This window comes from Paraburkholderia sp. LEh10 (assembly GCF_017814945.1).
In the GTDB taxonomy this organism is placed as follows: domain Bacteria; phylum Pseudomonadota; class Gammaproteobacteria; order Burkholderiales; family Burkholderiaceae; genus Paraburkholderia.
In genome coordinates, this window is sequence record NZ_JAGIPX010000078.1 from 12,008 (window position 1) to 34,633 (window position 22,626).

20 protein-coding genes and 2 pseudogenes are annotated in these 22,626 nt (G+C 61.9%); 14 read left to right on the forward strand and 8 right to left on the reverse strand.

What is annotated here, in order from left to right:
• Positions 1–14: 14 nt before the first annotated feature.
• The 5 genes and pseudogenes from phaP to J8I87_RS37490 all read right to left on the reverse strand — a co-directional run bounded on the left by phaP (position 15) and on the right by J8I87_RS37490 (position 4,380).
• Entirely contained in the window at positions 15–536 is a 522-nt protein-coding gene (gene phaP / locus J8I87_RS37470; protein ID WP_209937406.1) for a TIGR01841 family phasin, read from the reverse strand.
• A gap of 238 nt (positions 537–774) precedes the next feature.
• Positions 775–972 carry a hypothetical protein gene (locus J8I87_RS37475; protein WP_209937408.1) on the reverse strand — a complete coding sequence of 66 codons (198 nt, stop codon included), beginning with the start codon at positions 970–972 and terminating at the stop codon, positions 775–777.
• A gap of 482 nt (positions 973–1,454) precedes the next feature.
• Positions 1,455–1,835, reverse strand: a complete 381-nt coding sequence (locus J8I87_RS37480; RefSeq protein ID WP_209937409.1) for a response regulator — start codon at positions 1,833–1,835, stop codon at positions 1,455–1,457.
• A gap of 989 nt (positions 1,836–2,824) precedes the next feature.
• A pseudogene (locus tag J8I87_RS37485) lies at positions 2,825–3,531 on the reverse strand (pirin family protein).
• An 84-nt stretch (positions 3,532–3,615) separates the two neighbouring features.
• Complete coding sequence (locus J8I87_RS37490; protein WP_209937410.1) at positions 3,616–4,380, reverse strand: SDR family NAD(P)-dependent oxidoreductase; 765 nt, start codon at positions 4,378–4,380, stop codon at positions 3,616–3,618.
• Between the two features lie 142 nt (positions 4,381–4,522).
• On the opposite strand from J8I87_RS37490, the gene J8I87_RS37495 reads away from it, so the two are divergent.
• From J8I87_RS37495 to J8I87_RS37505, 3 genes and pseudogenes are all read left to right on the forward strand, one after another.
• On the forward strand, positions 4,523–5,440 hold the full coding sequence (locus J8I87_RS37495; protein WP_209937411.1) for a LysR family transcriptional regulator: 918 nt from the start codon (positions 4,523–4,525) through the stop codon (positions 5,438–5,440).
• A gap of 65 nt (positions 5,441–5,505) precedes the next feature.
• Positions 5,506–5,754: pseudogene (locus J8I87_RS37500) on the forward strand (alpha/beta hydrolase fold domain-containing protein); the annotation flags it as partial.
• Positions 5,755–5,873: 119 nt separating this feature from the next.
• Positions 5,874–6,191, forward strand: coding sequence for a nuclear transport factor 2 family protein (locus J8I87_RS37505; RefSeq protein ID WP_313068072.1), 318 nt, complete (start codon positions 5,874–5,876; stop codon positions 6,189–6,191).
• Positions 6,192–6,687: 496 nt separating this feature from the next.
• Here J8I87_RS37505 and J8I87_RS37510 read toward each other — a convergent pair whose 3' ends face one another.
• The gene (locus tag J8I87_RS37510) at positions 6,688–7,260 is read right to left on the reverse strand and encodes a cupin domain-containing protein (RefSeq protein WP_245254439.1); all 573 of its coding nucleotides are present in this window, start codon (positions 7,258–7,260) and stop codon (positions 6,688–6,690) included.
• A 307-nt stretch (positions 7,261–7,567) separates the two neighbouring features.
• On the opposite strand from J8I87_RS37510, the gene J8I87_RS37515 reads away from it, so the two are divergent.
• The 7 genes from J8I87_RS37515 (at position 7,568) to J8I87_RS37545 (ending at position 16,245) form a co-directional block, all read left to right on the forward strand.
• Positions 7,568–8,833, forward strand: a complete 1,266-nt coding sequence (locus J8I87_RS37515) for a Zn-dependent hydrolase (RefSeq protein WP_209937413.1) — start codon at positions 7,568–7,570, stop codon at positions 8,831–8,833.
• A 143-nt stretch (positions 8,834–8,976) separates the two neighbouring features.
• Complete coding sequence (locus J8I87_RS37520; protein ID WP_245254442.1) at positions 8,977–10,299, forward strand: MFS transporter; 1,323 nt, start codon at positions 8,977–8,979, stop codon at positions 10,297–10,299.
• Positions 10,300–10,339: 40 nt separating this feature from the next.
• The gene (locus J8I87_RS37525; RefSeq protein WP_209937416.1) at positions 10,340–11,815 is read left to right on the forward strand and encodes an amidase; all 1,476 of its coding nucleotides are present in this window, start codon (positions 10,340–10,342) and stop codon (positions 11,813–11,815) included.
• 450 nt (positions 11,816–12,265) lie between these two features.
• On the forward strand, positions 12,266–12,685 hold the full coding sequence (locus tag J8I87_RS37530) for a DUF4158 domain-containing protein (protein ID WP_209937417.1): 420 nt from the start codon (positions 12,266–12,268) through the stop codon (positions 12,683–12,685).
• A gap of 399 nt (positions 12,686–13,084) precedes the next feature.
• Entirely contained in the window at positions 13,085–13,858 is a 774-nt protein-coding gene (locus J8I87_RS37535) for a hypothetical protein (protein ID WP_209937418.1), read from the forward strand.
• Positions 13,859–14,472: 614 nt separating this feature from the next.
• Positions 14,473–14,823 carry a hypothetical protein gene (locus J8I87_RS37540; protein ID WP_209937419.1) on the forward strand — a complete coding sequence of 117 codons (351 nt, stop codon included), beginning with the start codon at positions 14,473–14,475 and terminating at the stop codon, positions 14,821–14,823.
• Positions 14,824–15,489: 666 nt separating this feature from the next.
• The gene (locus J8I87_RS37545; protein ID WP_209937420.1) at positions 15,490–16,245 is read left to right on the forward strand and encodes an AraC family transcriptional regulator; all 756 of its coding nucleotides are present in this window, start codon (positions 15,490–15,492) and stop codon (positions 16,243–16,245) included.
• 39 nt (positions 16,246–16,284) lie between these two features.
• On the opposite strand, the gene J8I87_RS37550 is transcribed toward J8I87_RS37545, so the two are convergent.
• The gene (locus J8I87_RS37550) at positions 16,285–17,892 is read right to left on the reverse strand and encodes a DHA2 family efflux MFS transporter permease subunit (protein ID WP_209937422.1); all 1,608 of its coding nucleotides are present in this window, start codon (positions 17,890–17,892) and stop codon (positions 16,285–16,287) included.
• 397 nt (positions 17,893–18,289) lie between these two features.
• Between J8I87_RS37550 and J8I87_RS37555 the strand changes: the two genes are divergently transcribed.
• The 3 genes from J8I87_RS37555 to J8I87_RS37565 all read left to right on the forward strand — a co-directional run bounded on the left by J8I87_RS37555 (position 18,290) and on the right by J8I87_RS37565 (position 21,233).
• Positions 18,290–18,949: an alpha/beta hydrolase gene (locus tag J8I87_RS37555; protein ID WP_209937423.1), complete on the forward strand. Its 660-nt coding sequence runs from the start codon at positions 18,290–18,292 to the stop codon at positions 18,947–18,949.
• A gap of 225 nt (positions 18,950–19,174) precedes the next feature.
• Complete coding sequence (locus J8I87_RS37560) at positions 19,175–20,227, forward strand: rod shape-determining protein (RefSeq protein WP_209937424.1); 1,053 nt, start codon at positions 19,175–19,177, stop codon at positions 20,225–20,227.
• A gap of 223 nt (positions 20,228–20,450) precedes the next feature.
• Entirely contained in the window at positions 20,451–21,233 is a 783-nt protein-coding gene (locus tag J8I87_RS37565) for an alpha/beta fold hydrolase (protein WP_209937431.1), read from the forward strand.
• 3 nt (positions 21,234–21,236) lie between these two features.
• On the opposite strand, the gene J8I87_RS37570 is transcribed toward J8I87_RS37565, so the two are convergent.
• Positions 21,237–21,650, reverse strand: coding sequence for a hypothetical protein (locus tag J8I87_RS37570; protein ID WP_209937425.1), 414 nt, complete (start codon positions 21,648–21,650; stop codon positions 21,237–21,239).
• Between the two features lie 404 nt (positions 21,651–22,054).
• On the opposite strand from J8I87_RS37570, the gene J8I87_RS37575 reads away from it, so the two are divergent.
• Positions 22,055–22,626, forward strand: a 572-nt coding sequence (locus tag J8I87_RS37575) for a citrate/2-methylcitrate synthase (protein WP_280923136.1), incomplete at its 3' end; no start/stop codon positions are given.

Sequence of the window (22,626 nt, forward strand, 5' to 3'; positions counted from 1 at the left end):
ACCACCGCTTACTACTAGGGCCAACGAAGGATTGAATCGTCTGGACCTGTCACTAATAGAAAATCACGTTTTAGGTAGGTCCGTGTGACCTGGCCCGGCTGTTGGGCGTTAATCTGCGCGATCTCGTACAGTGTGCTGGCTGCCGCAATCGCAGAATTAAGCGCGGTCGTGGCCGCTTCCAGAGCGTCCTCCGGCACCGACTGCATCTGATGATCGTACGCCTCGCATTGCGCCTTTCCAATACGCGTGAATTCGGCCTGCGTGGCCGCCACGATGTCGAAAACCTGACGGCTGTAGCTATGCACCTGTTCGACCATCGGTGCGGCAAGGCTGTTCTGAATTGCGAACCACTCAAGTGGCTCCTTCAACGACAACGACTTTTGCGCCAGATCGAACGTGTCTGCTACCGTCGTCCGGATCACCTGCATGTTCAGTGCAATCAACTTCTCTATGCTCTCGACTGTCGTGTTGCTTAAGTCGAAAGGGAGGTTGTGGCTCGCCTTCCGGGTTTCAGCAATCCGTTCGCAGGTCAGCATGATGACACTCTCCTTTCTGGACAATCCGGCGTAGGCGCCGCACGTCTCTCGCGATGGGGAAGGGATGCGTCACTGAATCGCGCAGATGCGCGCCTAGGTGGCGCGCACAAGACCTCCCTCCATCGAGGCGAATTCGGTCTGCGCTGTAGCGGCGGAAGACTGCCAGCGCGACCGGCCACCGCCCTGAGGCGACAACCGTGTAACAGTGCGATCGCCGGAACGCTCGAGCTCTTCCCGCTCAGCGTTTTCCGGCAATGGCCCGAAGTACTGAATCGCCGTCGCGGGTGAGATGAGGGCGCCGGGCACCGGACGCAAGCTGTTCCAAAGCGACCAGTTGGCGCTCCAGGAGTGTGTCGAGCTCGCCTCGGTTCAGGTCAATCTGGTCGGGCGCGGCTGCGACTAGCATCAGGGTGGCGAATTCGTGAGGGCTCAGCATGTATATGTCTCCGCTTTAATCTGGACTGAACGTTGCTGGGAAGCATCTATCGCCTCCGGAGTTTCGTATTAGGCAATAATTCCAGTCTTTTCAGTGCCGGCATTGCGAATTCTGCAGCCTTCAACCGGGGGAACCAAATGTTAAATGAGATTCGGGGGCAGTGTCGGATGAAAAAATGTAAAAATGTATGAAGACCGCATTGTTGAGAGAAGGCGGTCGGTGACGGGACACGCCAAACTCCCGCGATCGATCTAGAACGCCATGGCTACGAGCTGACCCTAATAACGGACTGTCATCCGGCCGAGTGAGCGCGCGAACGGCTGAATATGGCCGACTGGACTATTTGTGCAACGCGGTCGGCAGAAAACGACCCGACCCTGTATACAGCTGAAAGCCGCCGCTCGCTTTGCTCGTGACAGGAAGAGGCTTGCCGTTGAACCTCTGACTATGGGTTGTGTGCGCTTCCGTCCACAACACTTGTTCTAGGCGGCCTGGAGAGTGTTCGCATCGCTGCTGCAGTGAGCGTCTTCGATGACCTGCATGAGTGCCTCGCAGGAGAACGGCTTCTGCAGACAGACATCGAAGAGCCGGGCAATGTCTCCCTGACTGTCAGCGTCTCCCGTTATTGAGACGAGAAAAGCCCCGGAGCGAATCGGCGTTTCCCTCAGCGACCGTGCGACAGCACTGCCTTTGATGTCGGGCAGGTTCTCGTCAAGGAAAGTGATTTCAAAAGCGCCGGTACGAAGGAGCGCGAGCGCGGTTTCGCCATCGTAGGCCACAACAACACGGTGACCGTAGCAGTCCAGCAGGAAAGCGAGACTGTCCGCAACAGACTCGTTGTCGTCAACGACGAGCACGTTCATTGAATATGTCCTATTACGCGAAGTTCACGGCGCTGCCAAGAATTCTTCTTATGTAACATGTACTATTAAATAATAAATGGCGTTGCCCGTTCGGTTAGATTTACGAACTAGTACCAAGTATAAACTTGGGCAATTAAATGCGAACGTTCGGCTCAAGACCTGCGGAGAGGTCTCGACGCCTGGTCGAAGAACGCGTCCGCACGAACTTCAATTCTTCGAGCACCGACGCTCTCAATCGAGTGGGCGCTTCCGCGCACTCGATTTCGCTCGCCGGACGAGATCAGTTAGGAGCCGTTCCGCGACCAACGTCCGGGCGCTCCATGCCAAACGAAGCGACCTTGATCTCCCCTCAGTAATTGACGGTGACCGGCCCTGTCATCACCCGATACGCGCCGCTGTGCGTAGCTCCGTCGACGACTTTGTGAAACATCGGCTTCTCTATCAAAGTTGATTTGCATCATTGTAAAGTTGACAAATCAACTATATCGGATCATGAAAGAAATCTGTATGCGTCAAGGCGTCGCCAATGCCCGTTTAATTCGCGCAGTCCAGACGGTCGGCCAACTATGCCGAGTAGAGTGAGGCGCTTCAGAAAAGGCTGACAATGCACTCGCAATCTTGGGGAGATGCAGGGGCCGTTGTACCCCACAAGCAGCCATTGATGTCCCGACAACCTGAGCGGCCGATGTGGGTCGAGGCCGTGTGAAAACGGGCTCCGCATGAAGCCTTCTCAAAAGTCGACCCTTCAGATCGCCGCGTATCGGCCTGGTGACAACTTGGGAAGGGTAAAGCGACACCCGAAAACCGAGTGCTTTTGCGTTTTCACACGGCCTCGGTCGGGCGCGTCCGTCCGCTCTTCAAACTCATCGCTGGAAAGCGGCCAGTCGGCAGTGCGTACTGCCGACCCAACTCTGCCATCGGCAAAGTCCGTATCAACGTCTACAGTTCACCTCAAAACAGCCACCTAAACTTTCACTGGAGCGTTTGCTCTAGCGTAAGAGTTCGACAATCACGACATCTGTATCGTCTCGCGCTCTCAACATGAGCCACGTTTCACCCCGAATGGCAATGCCATCGCGCCGCGCCAGCCTGATCGGCCCTACGTCCAGTCGCCCATGATCTGCGACCAGGTAAGCAGAACCGGGCATCGGCAAAACGTGCTGCATCACGGTGCCTTCACGCAGCGTCGCGATACGCACACGCGCCTCGGCGTGAATGGGCAAGGCGCCGGCGCGGACATCCCCCGGATCGCCGCTCGCCAGGGTAACGAATCGGCCCTCGCGACATCCGAGCGAACAGACTCGCGTCGACCAGCGCGGCGTACTGGCCAGTGTGCGCGGACGTAGCCAGATCTGGAACTGCCGCGCGGATTGATTTTCCTCGTTGCGCTCGGCGTAATGGATCGCCGCTCCGGCACTCATCAATGGATGGAATTAGCGACCAGACGCGCGCGATTGCCCGCGTCGTCTTCGTGCGTAATTGCGCCCGAACGCACCCACGTGACGATCTCGACGTCGCGGTGAGCATGCAGGCCGAGGTCCGAGTGCGGCGCGAATTCAACGTCGTTCCACACGTGGAGTGGGCCGAGCGGTGCATGGTCGGCGCGCCCGGATTCGCCCACGCTGAAATGCTGGCGCGCGTCGACACAGCCGCGCCGGATTGCTCCAAGCGCAAGAAAAGGCCGATGTTCAATCATGACAGAGTTCGGTTCGAGTACGCTGGGCGCGGATCGCGAGCGTCAAAGACCCCGTCCACCGCACCCCACGCGCCCTGGCTACGCTCAGATCTGCTGCTGGCCGCCATCGACAAACAATTCGATGCCGTTCACGAAGCTCGCATCGTCCGAGGCCAGGAACAGCGCCGCGCTTGCGATCTCGCCGGGCTCGCCGAGGCGCCCCATCGGGATCTGGGCTGCGAGGTAATCGGCCAGACCCTGGCGCTGGGCAGCATCGTCACCGGCAAGATCGAGCAGGCCGGGCGTGCGGGTCGCGCCTGGGCTGATCGTGTTCACGCGGATGCGGCGCTCCTTGAGGTCGAGAATCCAGCTGCGTGCAAAGGCACGCACCGCCGCCTTCGAAGCCGAATACACGCTGAACGCCGCGGTGCCCGCGCTACCCGCCGTCGAGCCTGTGAGAATCACCGATGCGCCCTCGGCAAGTAGCGGTAGCGCCTTTTGCACCGTGAACAGCACGCCCTTCACGTTGCGATTGAAGGTGTCGTCGAAATGTTCTTCGGTGATGCTGCCGAACGGCAGCATCGAACCGCCGCCGGCGTTCGCGAACAGCACGTCCAGACGGCCCTGTTCTTCCTTGATTTGCGCATACAGCGCGTCGAGTTCGCCCAGCTTCGTGGAATCGACGCGTACGCCTGTTGCCTTGCCGCCCGCTTCGTGGATGCTTTTCACGGCGGCATCGAGTTCGGCCTGACGGCGGCCTGTGAGATAGACGTGTGCGCCTTCGGCTGCAAAGCGCTGGCCGGTAGCGAGGCCGATGCCGCTGGTTGCGCCTGTGATGAGTGCGATCTTGTTGTCGAGTTTGCGTGCCATGGTGTTGCTCCTTTTCGTTCAGTCGGTGGTGTGTTTGCGTTGGTGTTGCGTGCTGCGATGGGAGGAGAATATCGACGCCCCGGTATTTTCGAAATAGAATTGATCGCAACCCAACATTGCAAAAATGAAAAGATGAGGGCTAATGGCAAAGTTGCCTGATTTCGAAGGACTCGCGATGTTCGCGAAGGTCGCCGAGGAGGGATCGTTCGCGGCTGCAGCGCGCGCAATGGGTGTGTCGGTGGCGACGGTCTCGCGCGCCGTGGCCCGCCTGGAGGACCGGCTGGGCGCGCGGCTTTTCAACCGCACATCGCGCCAGCTGTCGCTCACCGAGTTTGGCAGGACGATCTGCGAGAAAGCCAGCCAGATCTACCGACAGGCAGAGGAGGCGGAAAGCGCCGCGCGCGAGATGTCGGTGCAGCCGCGCGGGCTGGTGCGCCTCGCCGTACCGATGTCGTTCGGGCTGCGCTGGGTCGCGCCTCTGCTGCCGGGCTTCTTTCGCGCATATCCGGAGGTGTCGATCGACCTGCATCTATCTGACGCGTCGGTCGATCTGGTCGCCGATGGCTTTGATGCCGCGCTGCGTATCGCCGCGTTGCCGGATTCGTCGCTGGTGGCGCGGCGGCTGTGCGCGGTGACGCAATTCGTGGTGGCGTCGCCGGACTATCTGCGGCGCGAAGGGCGGCCTGCGCATCCGCGCGAGCTGGTGGATCGGCCGTGTCTTTCGTACGCGTATCGCGCGCGTAGCGATGTGTGGCGTTTCACGAACGACGCGGGCGAGGAGGAACCGGTGATGCCGACCGGCCCGCTGCGCGTGACGAATTCCGATGCGCTGTTGCCCACGCTGCTCGACGGCCTTGCGATCGCCGAACTGCCCGAATTCATCGCCGGTGAATATCTGGCCGATGGTCGTCTCGAAGCGGTCCTGACCGACTGGTCGCTGACGAAGGGCGGTCTCTACTTCGTGACGCCGTCCGCGCGTGCGCGACCCGCGAAGGTGGCGGCGCTGTCCGATTACTTCGCCGACCATCTCTCTGATCCCACGTGGCGATGGCCCAAGTGATGCGCTGGCGGATCTGATTAACCATATAACATCATTGCATTTATGCAATGATAGGTTTCAACCAACTGCGTGCATCGCTTGACGAGTTGAAGGGCTTGCCGCCTGCGCTCATCCAGACGGCGCAGTTTGATGTACTGCGCAATGAAGGTGAGGCATACGGACATCGCCTCGACCAGGCGGGCAACGACGTGACAGTCACCCAGTACAAAGGGACGATCCACGACTTTGGCCTGCTCAACGCGCTCGCTGCCGGCGCACCGACGCGCGCCGCCATGCAGCAGATGGCGACTGCATTGAAGACGCGACTGCAGTAACGCACATCCATTACCGCTTCTATCGAGCCGATCATGAACAACGCTAAACAACTGCTTCCGCTTATCTCGAATCGATTCGCGACGCACGCGCGGCCGCCGCACTGTTTGCCGACGATGGCGTGCTGGACCTCCCTTATCTGAAGTCGCTTGGCATTGACGGGCGCGCACAGGGGCCAAAAGAGATCGAAGGCTTCATCGCATCGCTGCTCGCGAAAGTGCCGGATTTCGCGTTTAAAAACGTGCGATTCCTGATGGAAACACCGGAGCAGGTATTTGCCGAATATGAAGTCGAAGCGCTCGTGCCGTCGACGGGGAAAATCTATCGGCAGATGTATGCCGGGCGGCTCGTCGCGCGCGACGGCAAGATCTCACTCCTGCGTGAGGCGCTGGATACGATGGCTGCTGCACACGCATTCTCGATGGGGCAGCTCATTTGAAGATATGACGATGAAAGGCCGCTTTATCAATCGAAGCGGCCTGACAACGTTTCGTCCCGACTGGCCGCAGTTGGCCGCGTCGAGGCAATGCCACCTGCGATCTGCTCGCCGAAGACCGGCCATTGAGCGTGGGCGGACGAGACCTTGGATATCCGAATTGGATGCCGATGACGGGTTAGGGTCGACCCTGTCTTAGGTTTCGCTCGCAATTGGCCATTCGTAGAGCATGGGACTCGATCGGAAGCGGAAAACCGCTCCGGCCGGACACCGCTCGCGCCGCTCCTTGTCGCACAGCTCTGCGTGAACGTTAACCTCGAAGGCCGTAATGGTCATGACGCCGGGACGAGAACGTAACGGGCGGGGCAAGATGCAGGCGCGGTCTCGGTGCGGATTTTAGCGATCCCGCAGGCAAGGGCTGCAGGATGAGCGAGGCTGCGAAGCGCGCGGAGTAGGCCGCCCCGGTCCTTGGCATACGGGGCGGCAGAGTTGCCCCGCTTTAGAAGCTCTGCGGTGTGTTGACCCAGAGCACGCGCGCGTCGGTGCTGCCGATGTTGCGGTAGCCGTGCGCGAGATGCGACAGAAAGAAAAACGAGTCGCCAGGGCCGACGCGCACGGTCTGGTCGCCCACGGTCAGTTCCAGCTCGCCCTCAAGCACGAAGCCCATCTCTTCGCCCTGATGCTCGAGAAAGCCCTGCGACGACGCGCCCGCGGGCACGTGATGGATATTGGCTTCGAGCAGCGTGGAGAGATGGCTCGGGAGCAGCGTCTCCAGCGACACGGCATCGCCCGCGCGGCGATGGTCCGTGCGCAACACCGGGCGCTGGCCCTCGCGCAGGATCGTGACAGGGCCCTGCGATTCGTCCTCCTCGACAAACAGCTTCGCGACACTGATGCCCAGCGTGACCGCGATCTTGTGCAGCATCGGCAGCGACGGTCGGACCTTGTTGTTCTCGACCTTCGACAGATAGCTTTCGGTGCAGCCGACCTTGTCGGCCAGTTGCCGCAAGCTCAGCCTGAAATTCAATCTTGCATGTTTGAGTCGCGCGCCAACGGCGATTTCGTTATCCATTTTCATTCTTTCAAAAAAATGCCGGGTGCCGGCAAGGCGCCAGCGCATCGCGATGATTCATCGACCTGGTGCCCCGTCCGCGAGTGTAAACGCTCGGCGCGCGACTGGGTCCGATCGAGAGGTCACGGCGTTGTTCAAGTCTCTCCTATCTGACAGCAATCCCGCCGCGAGGCAAGGGCGGCGCGTTAAGCAAGGTTGCACTGTTCGCCCAAGAATGCAAGTAACTTTCCTCATAGTCAAGGCACTTGACATGGCAATGCGGGCTGGGTAGATTCGCCATTAGTACAACTCTGGCGCGCAGTCACAAATGGAAATACATAACCCGCAAGCTACGGGCACTCCGCTCATCAATGGCCCCCGTCTCTCGGACCGGCATCGCGAAATGGCCCGCATCGGCGGGACGGCCAACGGCGGTGTCAACCGGCAGGCCCTCACGCCCGAAGATACGCAGGGGCGCCATCGGCTCCTGGAATGGGCAACGGCGCGCGGCTACACTGCTGGCATTGATCCCATCGGCAATCTCTTCATCCGTCGCGCGGGCACCCGCGCCGACCTGAGCCCCGTCATGACGGGCTCGCACCTCGATTCGCAGCCCACAGGCGGCAAGTACGACGGCGTGTACGGCGTACTGGCGGGTCTCGAAGTGCTCGAAACGCTTGATGACCATAACGTCGTGACCGAGCGTCCGATCGAGCTCGTGGTCTGGATGAACGAGGAAGGTTCCCGTTTCGGGCCGGTCACGATGGGTTCGGCCGTCGCGGCGGGGGCCGTGCCGCTCGAACGCGCGCTGGCGGCTAATGACGCCAAGGGTGTGAGCGTGAGCGAGGCGCTGGCGCGGCAGATCGCGGAGCTTCCGCCGATGGAACGCCGTCCGCTGGGCGCGACCGGACACGCCTACATCGAGGCGCATATCGAACAGGGCCCGGTGCTCGAGCAGGAAGCGCGCGGCATTGGCGTGGTGAGCGCGATCCAGGGTCTGCATCTCTATCAGGTAGAAGTACGCGGTTTCGAGGCGCACGCGGGGACGACGCCGTCGCGCCATCGCAAGGACGCGCTGGTCGCGGCGAACGCTCTCATTGCAAAGCTGCGCGCCGAAGTGGCCGACCCAGCCGACGTGCTGCGCTTCACGGTGGGCCGCTTCGAGGTGTCGCCGGGTTCGCCGCACATCGTGCCCGGCAAGGTCACATTCAGCATCGACCTGCGCCACCCGGACCCCGAGCATCTGCTGTGTACCGGCGACCGCATTCTTGAGCTGTGCTCGGGCGAGATCGAGCATTGCATGGTCAGTGCGAACGTGGTGCTGCGTTCGACCCCGGTACAGTTCGACGCGCGCCTCGTCACTGCCGTTCGCCACGCGGCCGAGCATCGCGGGCTCCGCTATATGAGCATGGTCTCGGGTGCGACGCACGACGCCAAGTACATGGCCGATCGCACGCCGAGCGCGATGATCTTCGTGCCGAGCGAGAAGGGCATCAGCCACAATGAGCTCGAGCACACCGACGACGAAGACCTCATCGCGGGCGCACAGATTCTGTGTGATGCCCTGCTGGCCGCTGCAACGATGGAGCTGTAACGAGACAGCGATCAAGAGCGATGCGATCCGGCGGCTATGCGCAGCGTGGCGCACGCCGGGTCGCGTGATCGGCGCAACCGGGGACGCACATGCGCGACGCGACGCGCGTTCCGACTGAAATTGATGAAATCGAGGCTACCTTGCTGGAAAAAATAAACAATGGAGACGAGAGCGCGGCAGCAGTTGCGCTCTATCGCAAGCTCAACTGGCGTTTGCTGCCGATTCTCCTGATCGGTTTCGTGTTCGCTTATCTCGACCGTGTCAACGTCGGATTCGCCAAGCTGCAGATGCAGAGCGAACTGCATTTCTCCGACGCAGTCTATGGCGTCGGCGCCGGGATCTTCTTCGTGGGCTACGTGCTGTTCGAGCTGCCCAGCAACCTGCTGCTCCCCAAAATCGGTGCGCGGGTGACCTTCAGCCGGATCATGGCACTGTGGGGCATCACATCGGCCTGCATGATGTTCGTGCACAGCGTGCCGGCGTTCTACGCCGTGCGCTTTCTGCTGGGCGTGTTCGAGGCGGGTTTCGCACCGGGCGTCCTGTTCTATCTCTCGCGTTGGTACGGTCCGTCGCGCGCGGCCAGGGCGATTTCGATCGTCTGGCTGGCCGGCCCCATCAGTGGCATCTTCGGTGGCCCCGTGGCGGGCTGGCTGTTGACCGGATTCGCGAGCGTCGGCCATCTGTCCGGCTGGCAATGGATGTTCCTGCTCGAAGGCGCGCCGTGCGCACTGCTCGGGATCGTCGCGTTTTTCCTGCTGCCGAACGGCCCCGATACCGCGAAGTGGCTCAATGACGAAGAGCGTCGCCTGCTCGCGTCGCTACTTGGTCCCGTCAAGGGGCTGCACGGCTCGTTTGGCGCGGTGCTGAAGGACCCGAAGGTCTACGTACTCGCGCTCGCGTATCTGTTCATCATCGCGCCGATCTATGCCGTGAGCTTCTGGCTCCCGACTATCCTGAAGCTCGCGGGCGCGAGCAACCCGGTGCAGGTCGGCTGGTACGCGGCCATTCCGTCAGCCGCGGGCGCGCTAGCTATCTACTTTGGCGGCCGCAGTTCGGACAAGCGCGGCGAGCGTCGCTTTCACATCGCCGTGCCCGTGTTCATTGCGTTCCTCGCGCTTTGCGCGTGGGTCTTCACAGGCGGGAACCTGATCGCGGCCACGCTCGCGTTCACGGCGGTGACGGCGACAACGTGGATGGCCAACGTCGTGTTCTGGGCCGTGCCGACCGAGTACATCAAGGGCGATGCGAGTGCTGGCGCGATTGCGCTCATCAACACGATCGGGCTGTCGGGCGGCTTCTGGGGGCCGGCCATCATCGGCTGGGCCGAGACCGCAACGGGCAACATACACGTCGGCTTTCTCGTCATGGCCGCGATGTTGTTCCTCTCCGCGCTGCTGATCCTTTCGCTGGCGCTCGCGCCGAAGTCCGCCGTCGTGCCGGTATCGGTCGGCGAGACCTCGGTGTGACGGCGCAACACGATCCAGTCATCACTCATCCGGATTTGTCATGAAGCTAACCGAATATACGTCGTTTGACGGCGTGGGCTTGAGTCACCTGATTGCGCGCGGCGAGGTCAGCGCGGCGGAGGTCGCCACGGCCGCGCAGCGCGCGCTCGAAGCGGTCAATCCGCAGATCAACGCCATCGTCGAGACGTGGGAGCCGGAAGCAGCAACGCCTTATGTAGGCGATGCGGAGGGCGACCATGCGCTGCGTCCGCTCGCAGGCGTGCCTTTTCTGCTCAAGGACCTCGGGGTGACAATGAAGGGCCGCTGCTGCGCGATGGGCAGCCGCTTCGCAGATGGACTGCTGGCCAGCGCGGACTCGAATCTGATGGTGCGCTTTCGTGAGGCCGGCCTTGTTACGTTCGGCCGCACGACCCTTCCCGAGCTGGCAGTGAGCACAACAACCGAAGGCCGCATGTGCGGCCCCACACGCAACCCGTGGGACCTCGAACGCAGCGCGGGCGGCTCGAGCGGCGGTGCCGGCGCCGCCGTCGCGGCTGGCATCGTCCCCGTGGCACATGCGACCGACGGCGGCGGCTCCATTCGAGTGCCCGCGTCGTTCAACGGCCTATTCGGGCTGAAGCCGACCCGCGGCCGCGTCTCGAACGGCCCGGCCGCGGATGAGGTCTGGAACGGCCTTGGCACGCATATGGGCATCAGCCGCACTGTGCGCGACAGTGCCGCGCTGCTCGACGCGATCCAGGGCGGCAGTGTCGGCGAACCCTACTACATCGCGGCGCCCACCAACCGCTATGTTTCCGAACTGCAGCGCAGCCCCGGCAAGCTGCGCATCGGCCTCACGCTGAATCCGGCCAACGGCGCGCGGACAAATGCTGCGATCAAGGCCGCCACGCTAAGGGTCGCGCGCGAACTCCTGGCGCTGGGCCATGAGGTCGAAGAAATCACACCGGACCTTGGCGTGAGCTGGGAGGCGTTCGTGTATGCGAACGCGCAATTCTGGACGGCCAACGCGACGTCGAGACTTGACACACTCGCAGCCGCAACAGGCCGCACCGTATCCGCAGACGTGCTCGAGCCGGCCACCTATGCGGTGTACGAGTATGGGCGCCGCGTGAGCGGTACGGACTTGCTCGCTGCGCTGCAGACGCGCAATGCCGTGACGCGGGCCACAGGCCAGCTGTATCAGCGTTACGACGTGGTGCTCTCGCCAACGCTGCCCGAACTCGCACCGCGCATCGGCGAATACAACCGCGTGGAGACATCGGTAGATGGGCACGGCTGGATTGCACATGTGCTTGACCAGACGCCGTTCACGGCGCTCGCGAACGTCACGGGGTTGCCGTCGATGACGGTGCCGCTCTCAACAGACCACGAGAGCGGCCTGCCCATCGGCACGCAATTCGGCGCCGGTTTCGGGCGCGAAGACGTGCTGTTCCGCCTTGCGGCGCAACTGGAAGCGGCCCTGCCGTGGTCCGGCCGCCGTCCTTCCGTCTGGGCAGGAGCGTCTTCGCAGGATTGAAGCCGGGACAAGCGAAGCACCGAGCAGAGAACTCCATAGAGCCTTACTGGATGGTCGCAACTCCTCCGGCTTTGTGTTCACTCGGTCATGCCGCAAAATCCCCGTATTTTTTGTCGCGGTGAGATAGCGGTATCGTGTGCTGAGGGGAAGAAGACGAAAGCGTTGGCTGCACTGTCAGCCGCTGGCCGATGCCCTTGGCGATGGGCTCAGCGCCTCTCCCGTGCGGCAGGGGATGTGGGCTTTGCATCGAACGATTTTCAAGTCGGCCAGACCGACAAATTTATCGCGCCTCCGTGTCCCCTTGATTCCAAAGCATTTTGCAACGGTCGCGCGGTCGCTGGGTATTGCCTTGGGTCACGGCTACCTCATGTTTGCGCAGGCAGTAGTCTTCGCCCCGTCATTCGTTGTCGCTTTGCTCGTTGGTCCGTCATTCGCTTCAAGGCGAGCACGATGGAACACTGGCAAGTCATGTATCTTGGCATCCGGCAAATCCCTCGCGAACTCACCGACTTCGACCTTGACACGTTCTTCACCTTCTCGGCGAAAGAGCGCGCGCTAATCGAGGCGCGTCGCGGCGAACTATACCGGCTTGCCATCGCGCTCCACCTTGGCTTTATCCGGATGAGCGGCGGTACGCTCGACGCCTGCAGGCAAATTTCCAAAGTGCTCTGGAATCACCTTGGCGCGCAACTGGAACTCGATCCGCCCGATCTTGGTACGCTGCGGGCACTGTATGAAACGTGTGCCCGCACGCTCATTGATCATCAGGTCCTCGCATATCAGGCGCTTGGATTCCGACCCATGGCCGGGCACCAGCGCCGGTATGTCGTGCGTGGGCTGGTTCATCATAAGGGCAGGGCAGGATATTGAGGGGTCTTTAACCAATGAACTAGTTGGCGCGTTCGGCGACACGACGCTGGGTCACCGGAGTCGGCTGTTGGCACAACCCGACAGTGACCATGGAAGCTTGCAGCAATGGTTATGGTCTGTACCCCTGCGGCAGTCAACGCATCAGATGAGTGACGTGATGACAAAGATCGATTGGCTTTATGCGGTCGGTGTAAGGGCTGGCCAACGGTTTGCAACTAAGCCGCTGTACGACACCACGCACGGCGCTCCGCGCGCCGGCCGCCTTAGATGGGTAAGCGCGTGGAGCAACGATCACGCAAGCTGGAAGCAGCCTGCTTCGTGCGTTACGCGCTGTGCTCCGCGACCGATCAATTGCTATCGATGTTGCGCCGCTGAATTCTGAAGGCGGCCAACGACGCGATGCGTGAAATCGAACTGATCCTGTTAGATCCAAAGGCATGTCTGCGCGAATTTGCATTGGCTGTAAAAGCTGTCGCACTTGACGCAGCGTTATCGCGCAAAGATCTTGGCGAAAGACTGAACGAATTGGCCGACCAGGCCCTTGATGAACGTATCCCGACCCGGCACAGTCTGGTTCCCGCGCACCTGCTCGCGAAACGCGGGAAAGCGCGTGCGATGCTTGCCAGGCTCATCCGTCTGCCGTTTGAAGCCCAGACCGTTCACCCAGTCATCAGTGCACTTCAGGTGCTCCGGGGAAGCTATGCCCGTAAGAGCTACAGGTTGCCGGACCATGTCGCAATCCGACTCGGGCGGGACTGGCGAGAAGCGATCGACAGCTGTGACCCGTACAAGGCGCTATTAGCTTTCGAGTGGGCAACGCTCTTTGCGCTGCGCGTCGCATTGCGTAATGGTTCCGTCTTCAACGACCATAGCTTAGCGTTCCGCCGTCAGGCGGTGCTCCTGATCCCGCGAGCAGAATGGAAAGCGAAGCGCAATCGTTTCTATGGGCATCTGAAGCTGCCGCAGGAGCCGAAGGATTTCCTCGGCCCCCTCATCGCGCATCTTAACCAGAGCCTGATCGTGCTGCGCGACGCAACCACGGGCGGCGGAGGGAGCAATGGCCATCAGCGCTTTCGGGAATGGTCGCCGAAAAGATCGGCGATGCATTGCCGAAACCAGCGATGTCCTGCATCGTGGTGGTTGCGGCGATGCCAGTGCTGGCTGACAGTATAGGTTTTCGTGCCGCAGACCATACGCTGTCTCCTTTAGCAATCAACGCGCGATACCGTTTCCGGTACCGATCGCCATATGAGATCGGAACCAGTCGCGCGGCATCACATCGAGCTTCTTTCAGCACTCGGTATGATACCCCGCACGTACATACGAGCTTCCATCTGTCTCCTCGCATCGGAGTAAGTTCAAGGACGTCGGTACTTCGATGCAACGCACCCTTGCATGAGCATGCGAGGCAACATGTTCGGTTCCCGCTACGACTTTCGCCAATCCTGCGCTTCCCAGGCTGACACCGCCACTTCCCTCTCACTTGCGAAGTTTGGAGTTTTACAGCTGATCTGCGGCAAATATGATCCCGGCAGTTTGACGAGTTACATCTATCTTATTGTTGGGCGTACAGTGAAAGGGTGAGCAGTATTAACGCTGGAGAACTAAGTAAATTGCGCGCGACATGGCGCCGGGTGGTTAAGAACGCCTCACCGGAAAGGCGCATCCCCGCGGCGGCTGAAGCCTATCCAGCCGTTTACAGAGCGCTATTGAAAAATGACCCGAATTGGCTCCGCACATTCAATCGCAGCCACCGGTCACCGGGGCGAACGAAAGGGGCGGTCCGGTTGAAGGAACCAACTCCTGGCCAGATCCACGACGCGTGGCGTGGACTGATATCCGCCGAGAGCCCGATCATGGCAAGCCGGAGCGCCATTCTCGAAAGAGCAGGTTTTCGTCGAGTATCGGTGCGGAACAGATCGTTTGAGGCCGGTTTGATGGAACTGGTTGAATGTCGTGCGGCCTACCGTGAACTGGTCATTTCTTGGTTTGGCAACTTAGCATCGGGGCAACGGCTGGGCGACATCGATGAAGCTTTGCGGACCGCCGGGTTGCGGAGAAGTCGCTTTACCATGGAGCAACGAGAGCGAATCGGGGATATCGAATTGATGAATTCCGTCAAAGGTGATTCCACATAGCAAATGTTAGCTTGGAACTCGACGACCCCATTTGAATCTGCCGGACCTCCGGTCCTCGTAGTACAGCGGATCGGAATCTCTCTTGAGCTCATCTGATGTGTTATCGGCGCCGTGTTTGACGAGGCCATCGGCCAACATTGGCTCGGAGCTCCCAACGTTCGCACAAAGGTTATCGCTTCTATCGTTACCAGGACATCTTAGCTTTAGCTTCGGTCGAAATTTGCGGAGGTAAAAAGCGCGATCGCGTGCGTTGTTACGGATGGTCGTGAATGCAGGTGGGGCCAGCGTCGAGGTTCGGATGGCTGTCTTCACCCGTGGCGGGTCTTATCCAATTTGCGTCTCTGTTTGCTGCGACGCACCCTGATTATGATGCGTCCCTTTTTGCCGCTGACCTTATAAGCGTCGTTGGTGGGCGATCCCGCAGACTTTGTGTTGCTGGAATCGACGCAGTTTCAGAGATCGCGGTTGCTGCTGCGAACTTTGACCCTGTCTCATGCTTGAGACTTGAGCAGCGGCTGCGGCCTCCCGGTCAATTTGCCCGCAGACTTTATGCGTGTCCCTACTTTCGCCGTGTTACGGCGGCTTTGCACCGCACGAGAGCATGCGCAGGCTCCGCATGCTAATCTTCATAAGTATCACTGCCCGGCAGGGCTGAACGGACCACAGATGGGCGGTGTTTCCTTCGATCCCGATTCTGTTGAGCGCGCGGCCTTCGTGCAGGGCGCGCGTCACGACGCATTCGTTCTGCCGTGGCGGAGGCCGCGTCGCGCGCAGTTCGTGCAGGTCGTGGATGGCGTGCTGAGCGTGCGTACGGAAGATGGACTGTGTGTCGCGCCGCCGCATCACGGCATCTGGGTCTTGCGGGACGTCTTGCACGGGATGTCGTCAGCGACGCCCGTCGTGCTGTGCATCCTGTATGCCGACGCGAACGCCGTGCCCGTGCCTTCGCGCTGTTGCGTGATGGCCGTGGACGGCCTGATGGACGAATTGCTCGCCGCGGCCTCGCAGTTCGCGCCACACGCGCCGCTCACCGGCGAAGAATCGCGCCTGATGGCCGTTATCGCCGACCGTCTGCCGCGGCTGACGGAAGCGGGGCTGTCGCTGATCTATCCGCGCGATCCGCGCGCACGGCATATCGCCGATACGCTCACCGCAGATCCCGGCAACGCGGGCGTGCTCGACGATTTCGCCGTGCAGGCGTCCATTACGGCGCGCACGGCGGCGCGGCTCTTCACGAAGGAGACGGGGCTGACGTTCGGACAATGGCGTCAGCAGCTACGGCTGTTGACGGCGCTGACGCGCCTGGGCGCGGGAGCGAGCGTCACGCAAGTGGCGCTCGATGTCGGCTATAGCGACGTGTCGTCGTTTATCGCGGTGTTCAAGGATGCGCTGGGCGAAACACCCGCGCGCTTTTTCCGCTAGTCCCTTGCGCTGACGGGCGGCGCGCGCATTGAGCCGCCTTCAATGCGCGCCCGACGCATCCGCGCCGCCGCCGCCCCGCGCGGGCCGCGTGATCCAGATGAGCGGAATGATCAGCACGAAGATGATGGCCGACGCGTAGAAGATATCGTTGAGCCCCATCATCGCGGCCTGCGTGTTCACCGTGAAATCGAACAGCGCATTGGACGTCGAAGGGCTCACGTGCAGCAGCGACTGCGTCGAGTCGATCTGCTGCATGAAAACAGGATTGTTTGCGTTGGCCTGCTCGGTGAGGCGCTCGTGATGCAGGATCGTGCGGCTATTCCAGGCCGTGCCCGCAATCGATGTCCCGACCGCGCCGCAAAACACCCGCACGAAATTCGACAGGCCCGCCGCCGCGGGCACTTTCGGACCCGGCTGGCCCGACAGGATGATCGCCGTCAGCGGCACGAAGAACATCGCCATCGGGATGCCTTGCAGAAGCGTCGGCAGCACGAGATGCCAGGTGTCGATCTCGATCACGTAGTTCGAGCGCATGAAGAATACGATCGCGAAGCCGACGAACGCGAGCGTCGCGATGATGCGCGCGTCCGAGCGCGGCAGCACGCGGCCCATCACGGGCGCAAGTATCACCGCGAAGATGCCGAGCGGCGCCGTCACGAGCCCGGCGTCGACGGAGCGGTAGTTCAGATACTCCTGCATCCATTGCGGCAGCAGCACGAGGTTGCCGAAGAACACGCCGTACGCGACGGAGATCGCGATCGTGCCGCCCAGAAAATTACGCTGCGTGAATAGCCTCAGATCGACGATGGGGTTAGGCTCGGTCAACTCCCATACGAGGAAGAACGCGAAGCTGATCACGGCCGTGATCGCGAGCGTGACGATCACGGGCGACGAAAACCAGTCGAGATCCTTGCCCTTGTCGAGCATGATTTGCAGCGACGCGACCCACGTGATGAGCAGGCCGAGGCCGACGACGTCGATGGGCAGCTTGCGCGTCGGCGTTTCTCGAGTGCGGTAGATCATCCACGTGACGCCCGCCGCGAAAATGCCGACGGGAATGTTGATGTAGAAGATCCACGACCACGAATAACTGTCGGTGATCCAGCCGCCGAGCGCGGGGCCGGCAATCGGGCCGACGGTCGCCGTCATCGCCCACAGTGCGAGCGCGCTCGACGATTTTTCCTTGGGCCAGGAATTGAGCAGAATGGCCTGCGACAGCGGAATCAGCGGGCCCGCCACTACGCCCTGAAACACGCGCGCGAGCAGCAGAATGGGCAGCGACGGCGCGACGCCGCACAGCCACGACGCGAGCACGAAGCCGAGAATCGCGCCGACGAACAGCTTGACTTGCCCCAGGCGCTGCGTGAACCAGCCCGTCAACGGAATGGACACGGCGTTCGATGCCGCGAACACGGTGATCACCCACGTGCCTTCATCGACGGACACGCCGAGGTTGCCGGAGATGGTTGGAATTGCAACGTTCGCGATCGACGTGTCGAGCACGTTCATGAACGTGGCGAGCGCGACGGCGAAAGTCGCCAGCGCAAGCTGGCCGCCGTGCAGCGGCGGCGGGGCAGGCTGCCCCGGCGGCGATGCGGGCTTCGATGCGGGCTTCGAGGAGGCGGACGGTTCGTTCGGGTCGCTCAAGCGGGTCTCCGGCGATGTGCACGCACAGGCTGTCCGCGCGACACGCGGACGGCGCAATACGCCGATGATAGTCGCAAGCGGCGATTGGCATCGGCGAACGCCACAACGGGAGCGTGCCAGACGCACGTGATCCGGCACGCAACGCTCGGACGGGCGCGCAACGCTCGCCGATCGCGAAGCCGCAGCGGGGCTGCGCAAGTCAGCGTCTGCAAGATCGAATCGGAAATGCGTTGTCCACTGCGGCAGTGTCCGCCGATGTCAGGTGTTGGGCGCCGCAGACGCTTCGCGCGAAATTCACGCAAAATTGCGATGTGCGGCGTATGCTCCCGCCAGCGCGTGACACGGCAGCGGCGCAATGCCCGCGGTGCACGCCACGCAATACGAAAGGATGAAGGCGATGGCCTGGGAACAATTCGACAATGGCTGGCGGCTCGCGCCCGCCGAAGGACGGGCGGCGGCGCTGGTCGTGCTGCTGCATGGCGTCGGCAGCAATGCTCGGGACCTCGTGCCCCTCGCGGACATCTGGCGCGAAGCGCTGCCGCACGCGGCGTTTGCGTCGCTCGATGGCAGCGAGCCGTTCGATGGCGGTTTCGGCGGGCGCCAGTGGTTCAGCCTGCGCGATATCGACGAAGACAACCGGCAGGCGCGCGTCGCCGCCGCGTGGCCCGCGCTGCAGAAAATGCTCGATGCCGAACTCGCGCACTGGCGGCTCGATTACCGCCAGCTCGCGCTGGTCGGCTTTTCGCAAGGCTCGATGATGTCGCTGCATCACGTGGCGACGAATCCGCAGGGAGCGGCCGCCGTGGTCGCGTTTTCAGGGCGGCTCGCATCGCCCGTCACGACGCGCAGCGCCACGCCCGTGACGCTGATCCACGGCGACGACGACGCCGTGATTCCCGTCGACGAAACCGAACGCGCCGCGATCACGCTGCACAACGCGGGCTTCGAGGTGGAAGCATTCGCGCTGCCGGGCGTCGGTCACACGATCTCCGGCGAAGGCGTCGCACTGGGCCGCGAGGCGCTCACGCGCGCGCTCGCGCCGCTCGCCCATTCCTGAACCGTTCGTCCGCCAACCGTTAGAAAAAACACTCGAAACGGCCGCTTTCAAGCGGCCGTAAGCGATTTCAGCAGCAATCTTCCTAAAGTTCCCCTAGGCATCTGCCGATATGCGCTCAAGAGCCGGAAAAACTTTCCGACGCACGGCCGCGTCGCATCGTCGGGCCGTACGTTTGACAATTTCGCTGCCGACGAGGCAGCCCACCTCTTTTAAAAGAGCCTGAACATGGCCAGATCGATTGCGCAGTCATCGCTTTTTGGACGTCTGTTCCGCCAGTCCGTGGCGGTCGATCTCGGCACGGCGAATACGCTGATCTATACCGACGACGGCGGCATCGTGCTCAACGAGCCGTCCGTGGTCTGCTTCGACAAGCACGAGTCGGCGGGGAGAAAGCGCGTCGCACTGGTCGGCAGCGAGGCCAAGCAGATGATCGGCCGCGTGCCCGGCAATCTCGAAGCAGTGCGGCCGATGCGTCATGGCGTGATCGCCAATTTTCCCGCCGCCGAGCACATGATCCGGCAGTTCGTCGACATGGCGAGCCCGCGTTCGTTCTTCGCGCGCCGCGCGTCGTTCACGATCTGCGTGCCGTCGGGCGCGACGCAGGTCGAGCGCCGCGCCATCCGCGAGGCGGCCGCCGCGGCGGGCGCGTGGAAGGTCAACCTGATCGACGAGTCGCTTGCGTCGGCCGTGGGCGCGGGCTTGCCGGTTTCGTCGGCGACGGGCTCGATGGTCGTCGATATCGGCGGCGGCACGACGGAAATCGGCGTGATCGCGCTCGGCGGCACCGCGTACAACGGCTCCATCCGCGTCGGCGGCGACCAGCTGGACGCGGCGATCATCAAGCATGTGCGCAACAACTTCGGCGTGCTGCTCGGCGAGCAGACGGCCGAGCTCGTGAAGAAGACCATCGGCTCGGCGCTCGCGGTCGTGCCGCCCGAAACGATGCGCGCGACGGGTCGCGGCGTCGACGACGGCCTGCCGCGCACGGTCGAGCTGTCGACGCAGGACGTCGTCGAAGCGATTGCCGCGCCGCTGCGCCAGGTGCTGGTGGCCGTGAAGGGCGCGCTCGAAAATGCGCCGCCCGAACTCGTCACCGATATCGCCGATGCGGGCATCGTATTGACGGGGGGTGGCGCGCTGCTCGGCAATCTCGCGCGTTACTTCAGCAACGAGCTCGGCCTCGAAGTGCGCGTCGCGGACGAGCCGCTGACGTGCGCCGTGCGCGGCGCCGGCGCGGCAGCGAGCGCAGGCTTGCTCGATATGTCGGCGTATGGCTGACGCAATCGTTTGACATTGTTTTCAATGCGCCTTCAAAGGGCGCGCATGGTGGTTCCGTGTGCGAGTGTGCGGCTGGACATCGCCGCGCGCAGGAACGCTGTGTGACAATGAGGCTTTCGTGGCGCGCGCCTTGTTGTTCCGCGCGCCTTTTCATTTGCCTCGCCCAGTGAATCAGATTTCCGCTGCATCGCCGCTATTCGTCGAATTGCCCAATGGCTTGCGCATGCCTTACGTCGCGCAGGGCGACGGCGAACTGCTGCTCTTCGTGCATGGCTCGCTGTGCGACTACCGGTATTGGGAGCCGCAACTCGCGGGATTGTCGGAGCGCTATCGATGCGTCGCCGTCAGCCTCACGCACTACTGGCCCGCGACGGCCACGCCCGCCACGATTCCGTTTAGCTGGAGCAATCACGCGGATGAAATCGCGCAGTTCATCGAGCGCTTCGGCGCGGGGCCTGCGCATGTGGTCGGGCATTCGCGCGGCGGCTGTGTCGCGTATCATTGCGCGCGGCGTCATCAGCGGCTCGTGAAGACGCTGACGCTCGCTGATCCCGGCGGGCCGTTGCAGATCGGCGGGCATGCGCCCGCGAGCTTGCCGGAGACGGTCAACGCGCTGCGTGCGCGCGCCGCGCACCTGATCGAAGAAGGCCACGTGGATGCGGGCCTGCAACTGTTCGTCGATTCCGTCAGCCGCCCTGGTTTCTGGGCGAAGAGCACGCCGGGCTTTCGCCGCATGGCGACGGACAATGCGCACACGCTCGCGCGCCAGTTCCGCGATCCGTTGCCCGCTTACACACGCGAAGACGCGTCGGACGCGAAGTGCCCCGTGCTGCTGATCGACGGCGAGAAGAGCCCGCTGATGTTCCGGCGCACGGCCGCCACGCTCGCGTCGTGGCTGCGCGATGCGCGCCGCGAAACGGTAATGGGCGCGTCGCACGGGATGAACCTCGCGCATCCCGCCGCATTCAACCGTTTCGTCGACGCGTTCATTCAAGCCACGCGTTGAGCTTCACTTGCTGCCTTTGTCTTTCGCGTGCGCGTCGATGTCGAGCGCGCGCTCGGCGGCTTCGCCGACCATGCCGCGATAGTACAGGTGCACGCCGATCGCGAGCGAGTCGTGACGGATCTCATGGAACGCCTTCCATGCCTTGCGCGGTTCCTTGAACACGAGATAGTGCGCTTCGTGCGAGACGAGGCGCGCGACCTGATGCAGCCCATGCCCGTGCAAACGGTCGACGAGTTCATCGAGGCTGCGGTGTGTGCGCGCGTCCGTGCGCGGATAGAGCATGTGCAGAACGGCGACCTTTTCCGCTTCGAGCGCTGCCGACATCGCCAGCACGATGTCCTGATGATTCAGTGCCGTGACGACGGTGTCTTCTGCTTCGTCCGTCGCGGCAAAGAGCGCGTCGATGTTCATGTCCATTTTGGTAATCCCTCTATCTGACTTTAAAAAAGACCCGCCGAACACGCGGCGGGTCAAAGACAGCAATGTGTTTTTGCCGGGGAAGCTCAACACGGAATTCAGTATGTCAGACGGGATCGCGTTTGGCGTTACGGCCTGGAGCAAAACATTGTTGCGCCGAACTTGCATTCTTTCATTTGTCTGTCGTCGCAAAGCGTTATTCCACTGTCGAGTATTGCTCCATTCGAGATGGATTGTTGCGTGTGAGCGATGCAATCAATCGCGTTGCGCGCCGTAGAATGCTGACGGCTGCGAGGTGCGGCAATCCGCACGGAAACGGGCGCGCAAGCAAAATTCGATGTGCGACGCGGCGCATTGCCAGGCCTCGCGATGTCTCAGGAATGCAATGTCGAAAGGAATGCCAGATGAACGTATCAACGACTAAAGCCACGCTGTCGTTTTCGGATAGCGACGAGAAGATTGAACTGCCGGTTTATAAAGGATCGATGGGTCCCGATGTGATCGACATTCGCAAGCTGTACGGACAGACGGGCAAGTTCACATACGATCCGGGTTTCATGTCGACGGCGTCGTGCAACTCGGCGATCACGTATATCGATGGCGACAAAGGCGAACTGCTGTATCGCGGCTATCCGATCGACGATCTCGCGCAGAATGCCGACTTCCTCGAAAGCTGTTTTCTGCTGCTGAGAGGCGAACTGCCCACGCAGGCGCAGAAAGACGAGTTCGTGAAGACGGTCAAGAACCACACGATGGTGCACGAGCAGATGCACTTCTTTTTCCGCGGTTTCCGCCGCGACGCGCACCCGATGGCGATCCTCGTCGCCGCAGTCGGCGCGCTGTCGGCGTTTTATCACGATTCGCTCGACATCAGTAATCCGACGCACCGCGATGTCTCAGCGATCCGCATGATCGCGAAGCTGCCGACGCTCGTCGCGATGGCGTACAAGTACTCGATCGGCCAGCCGTTCGTGTA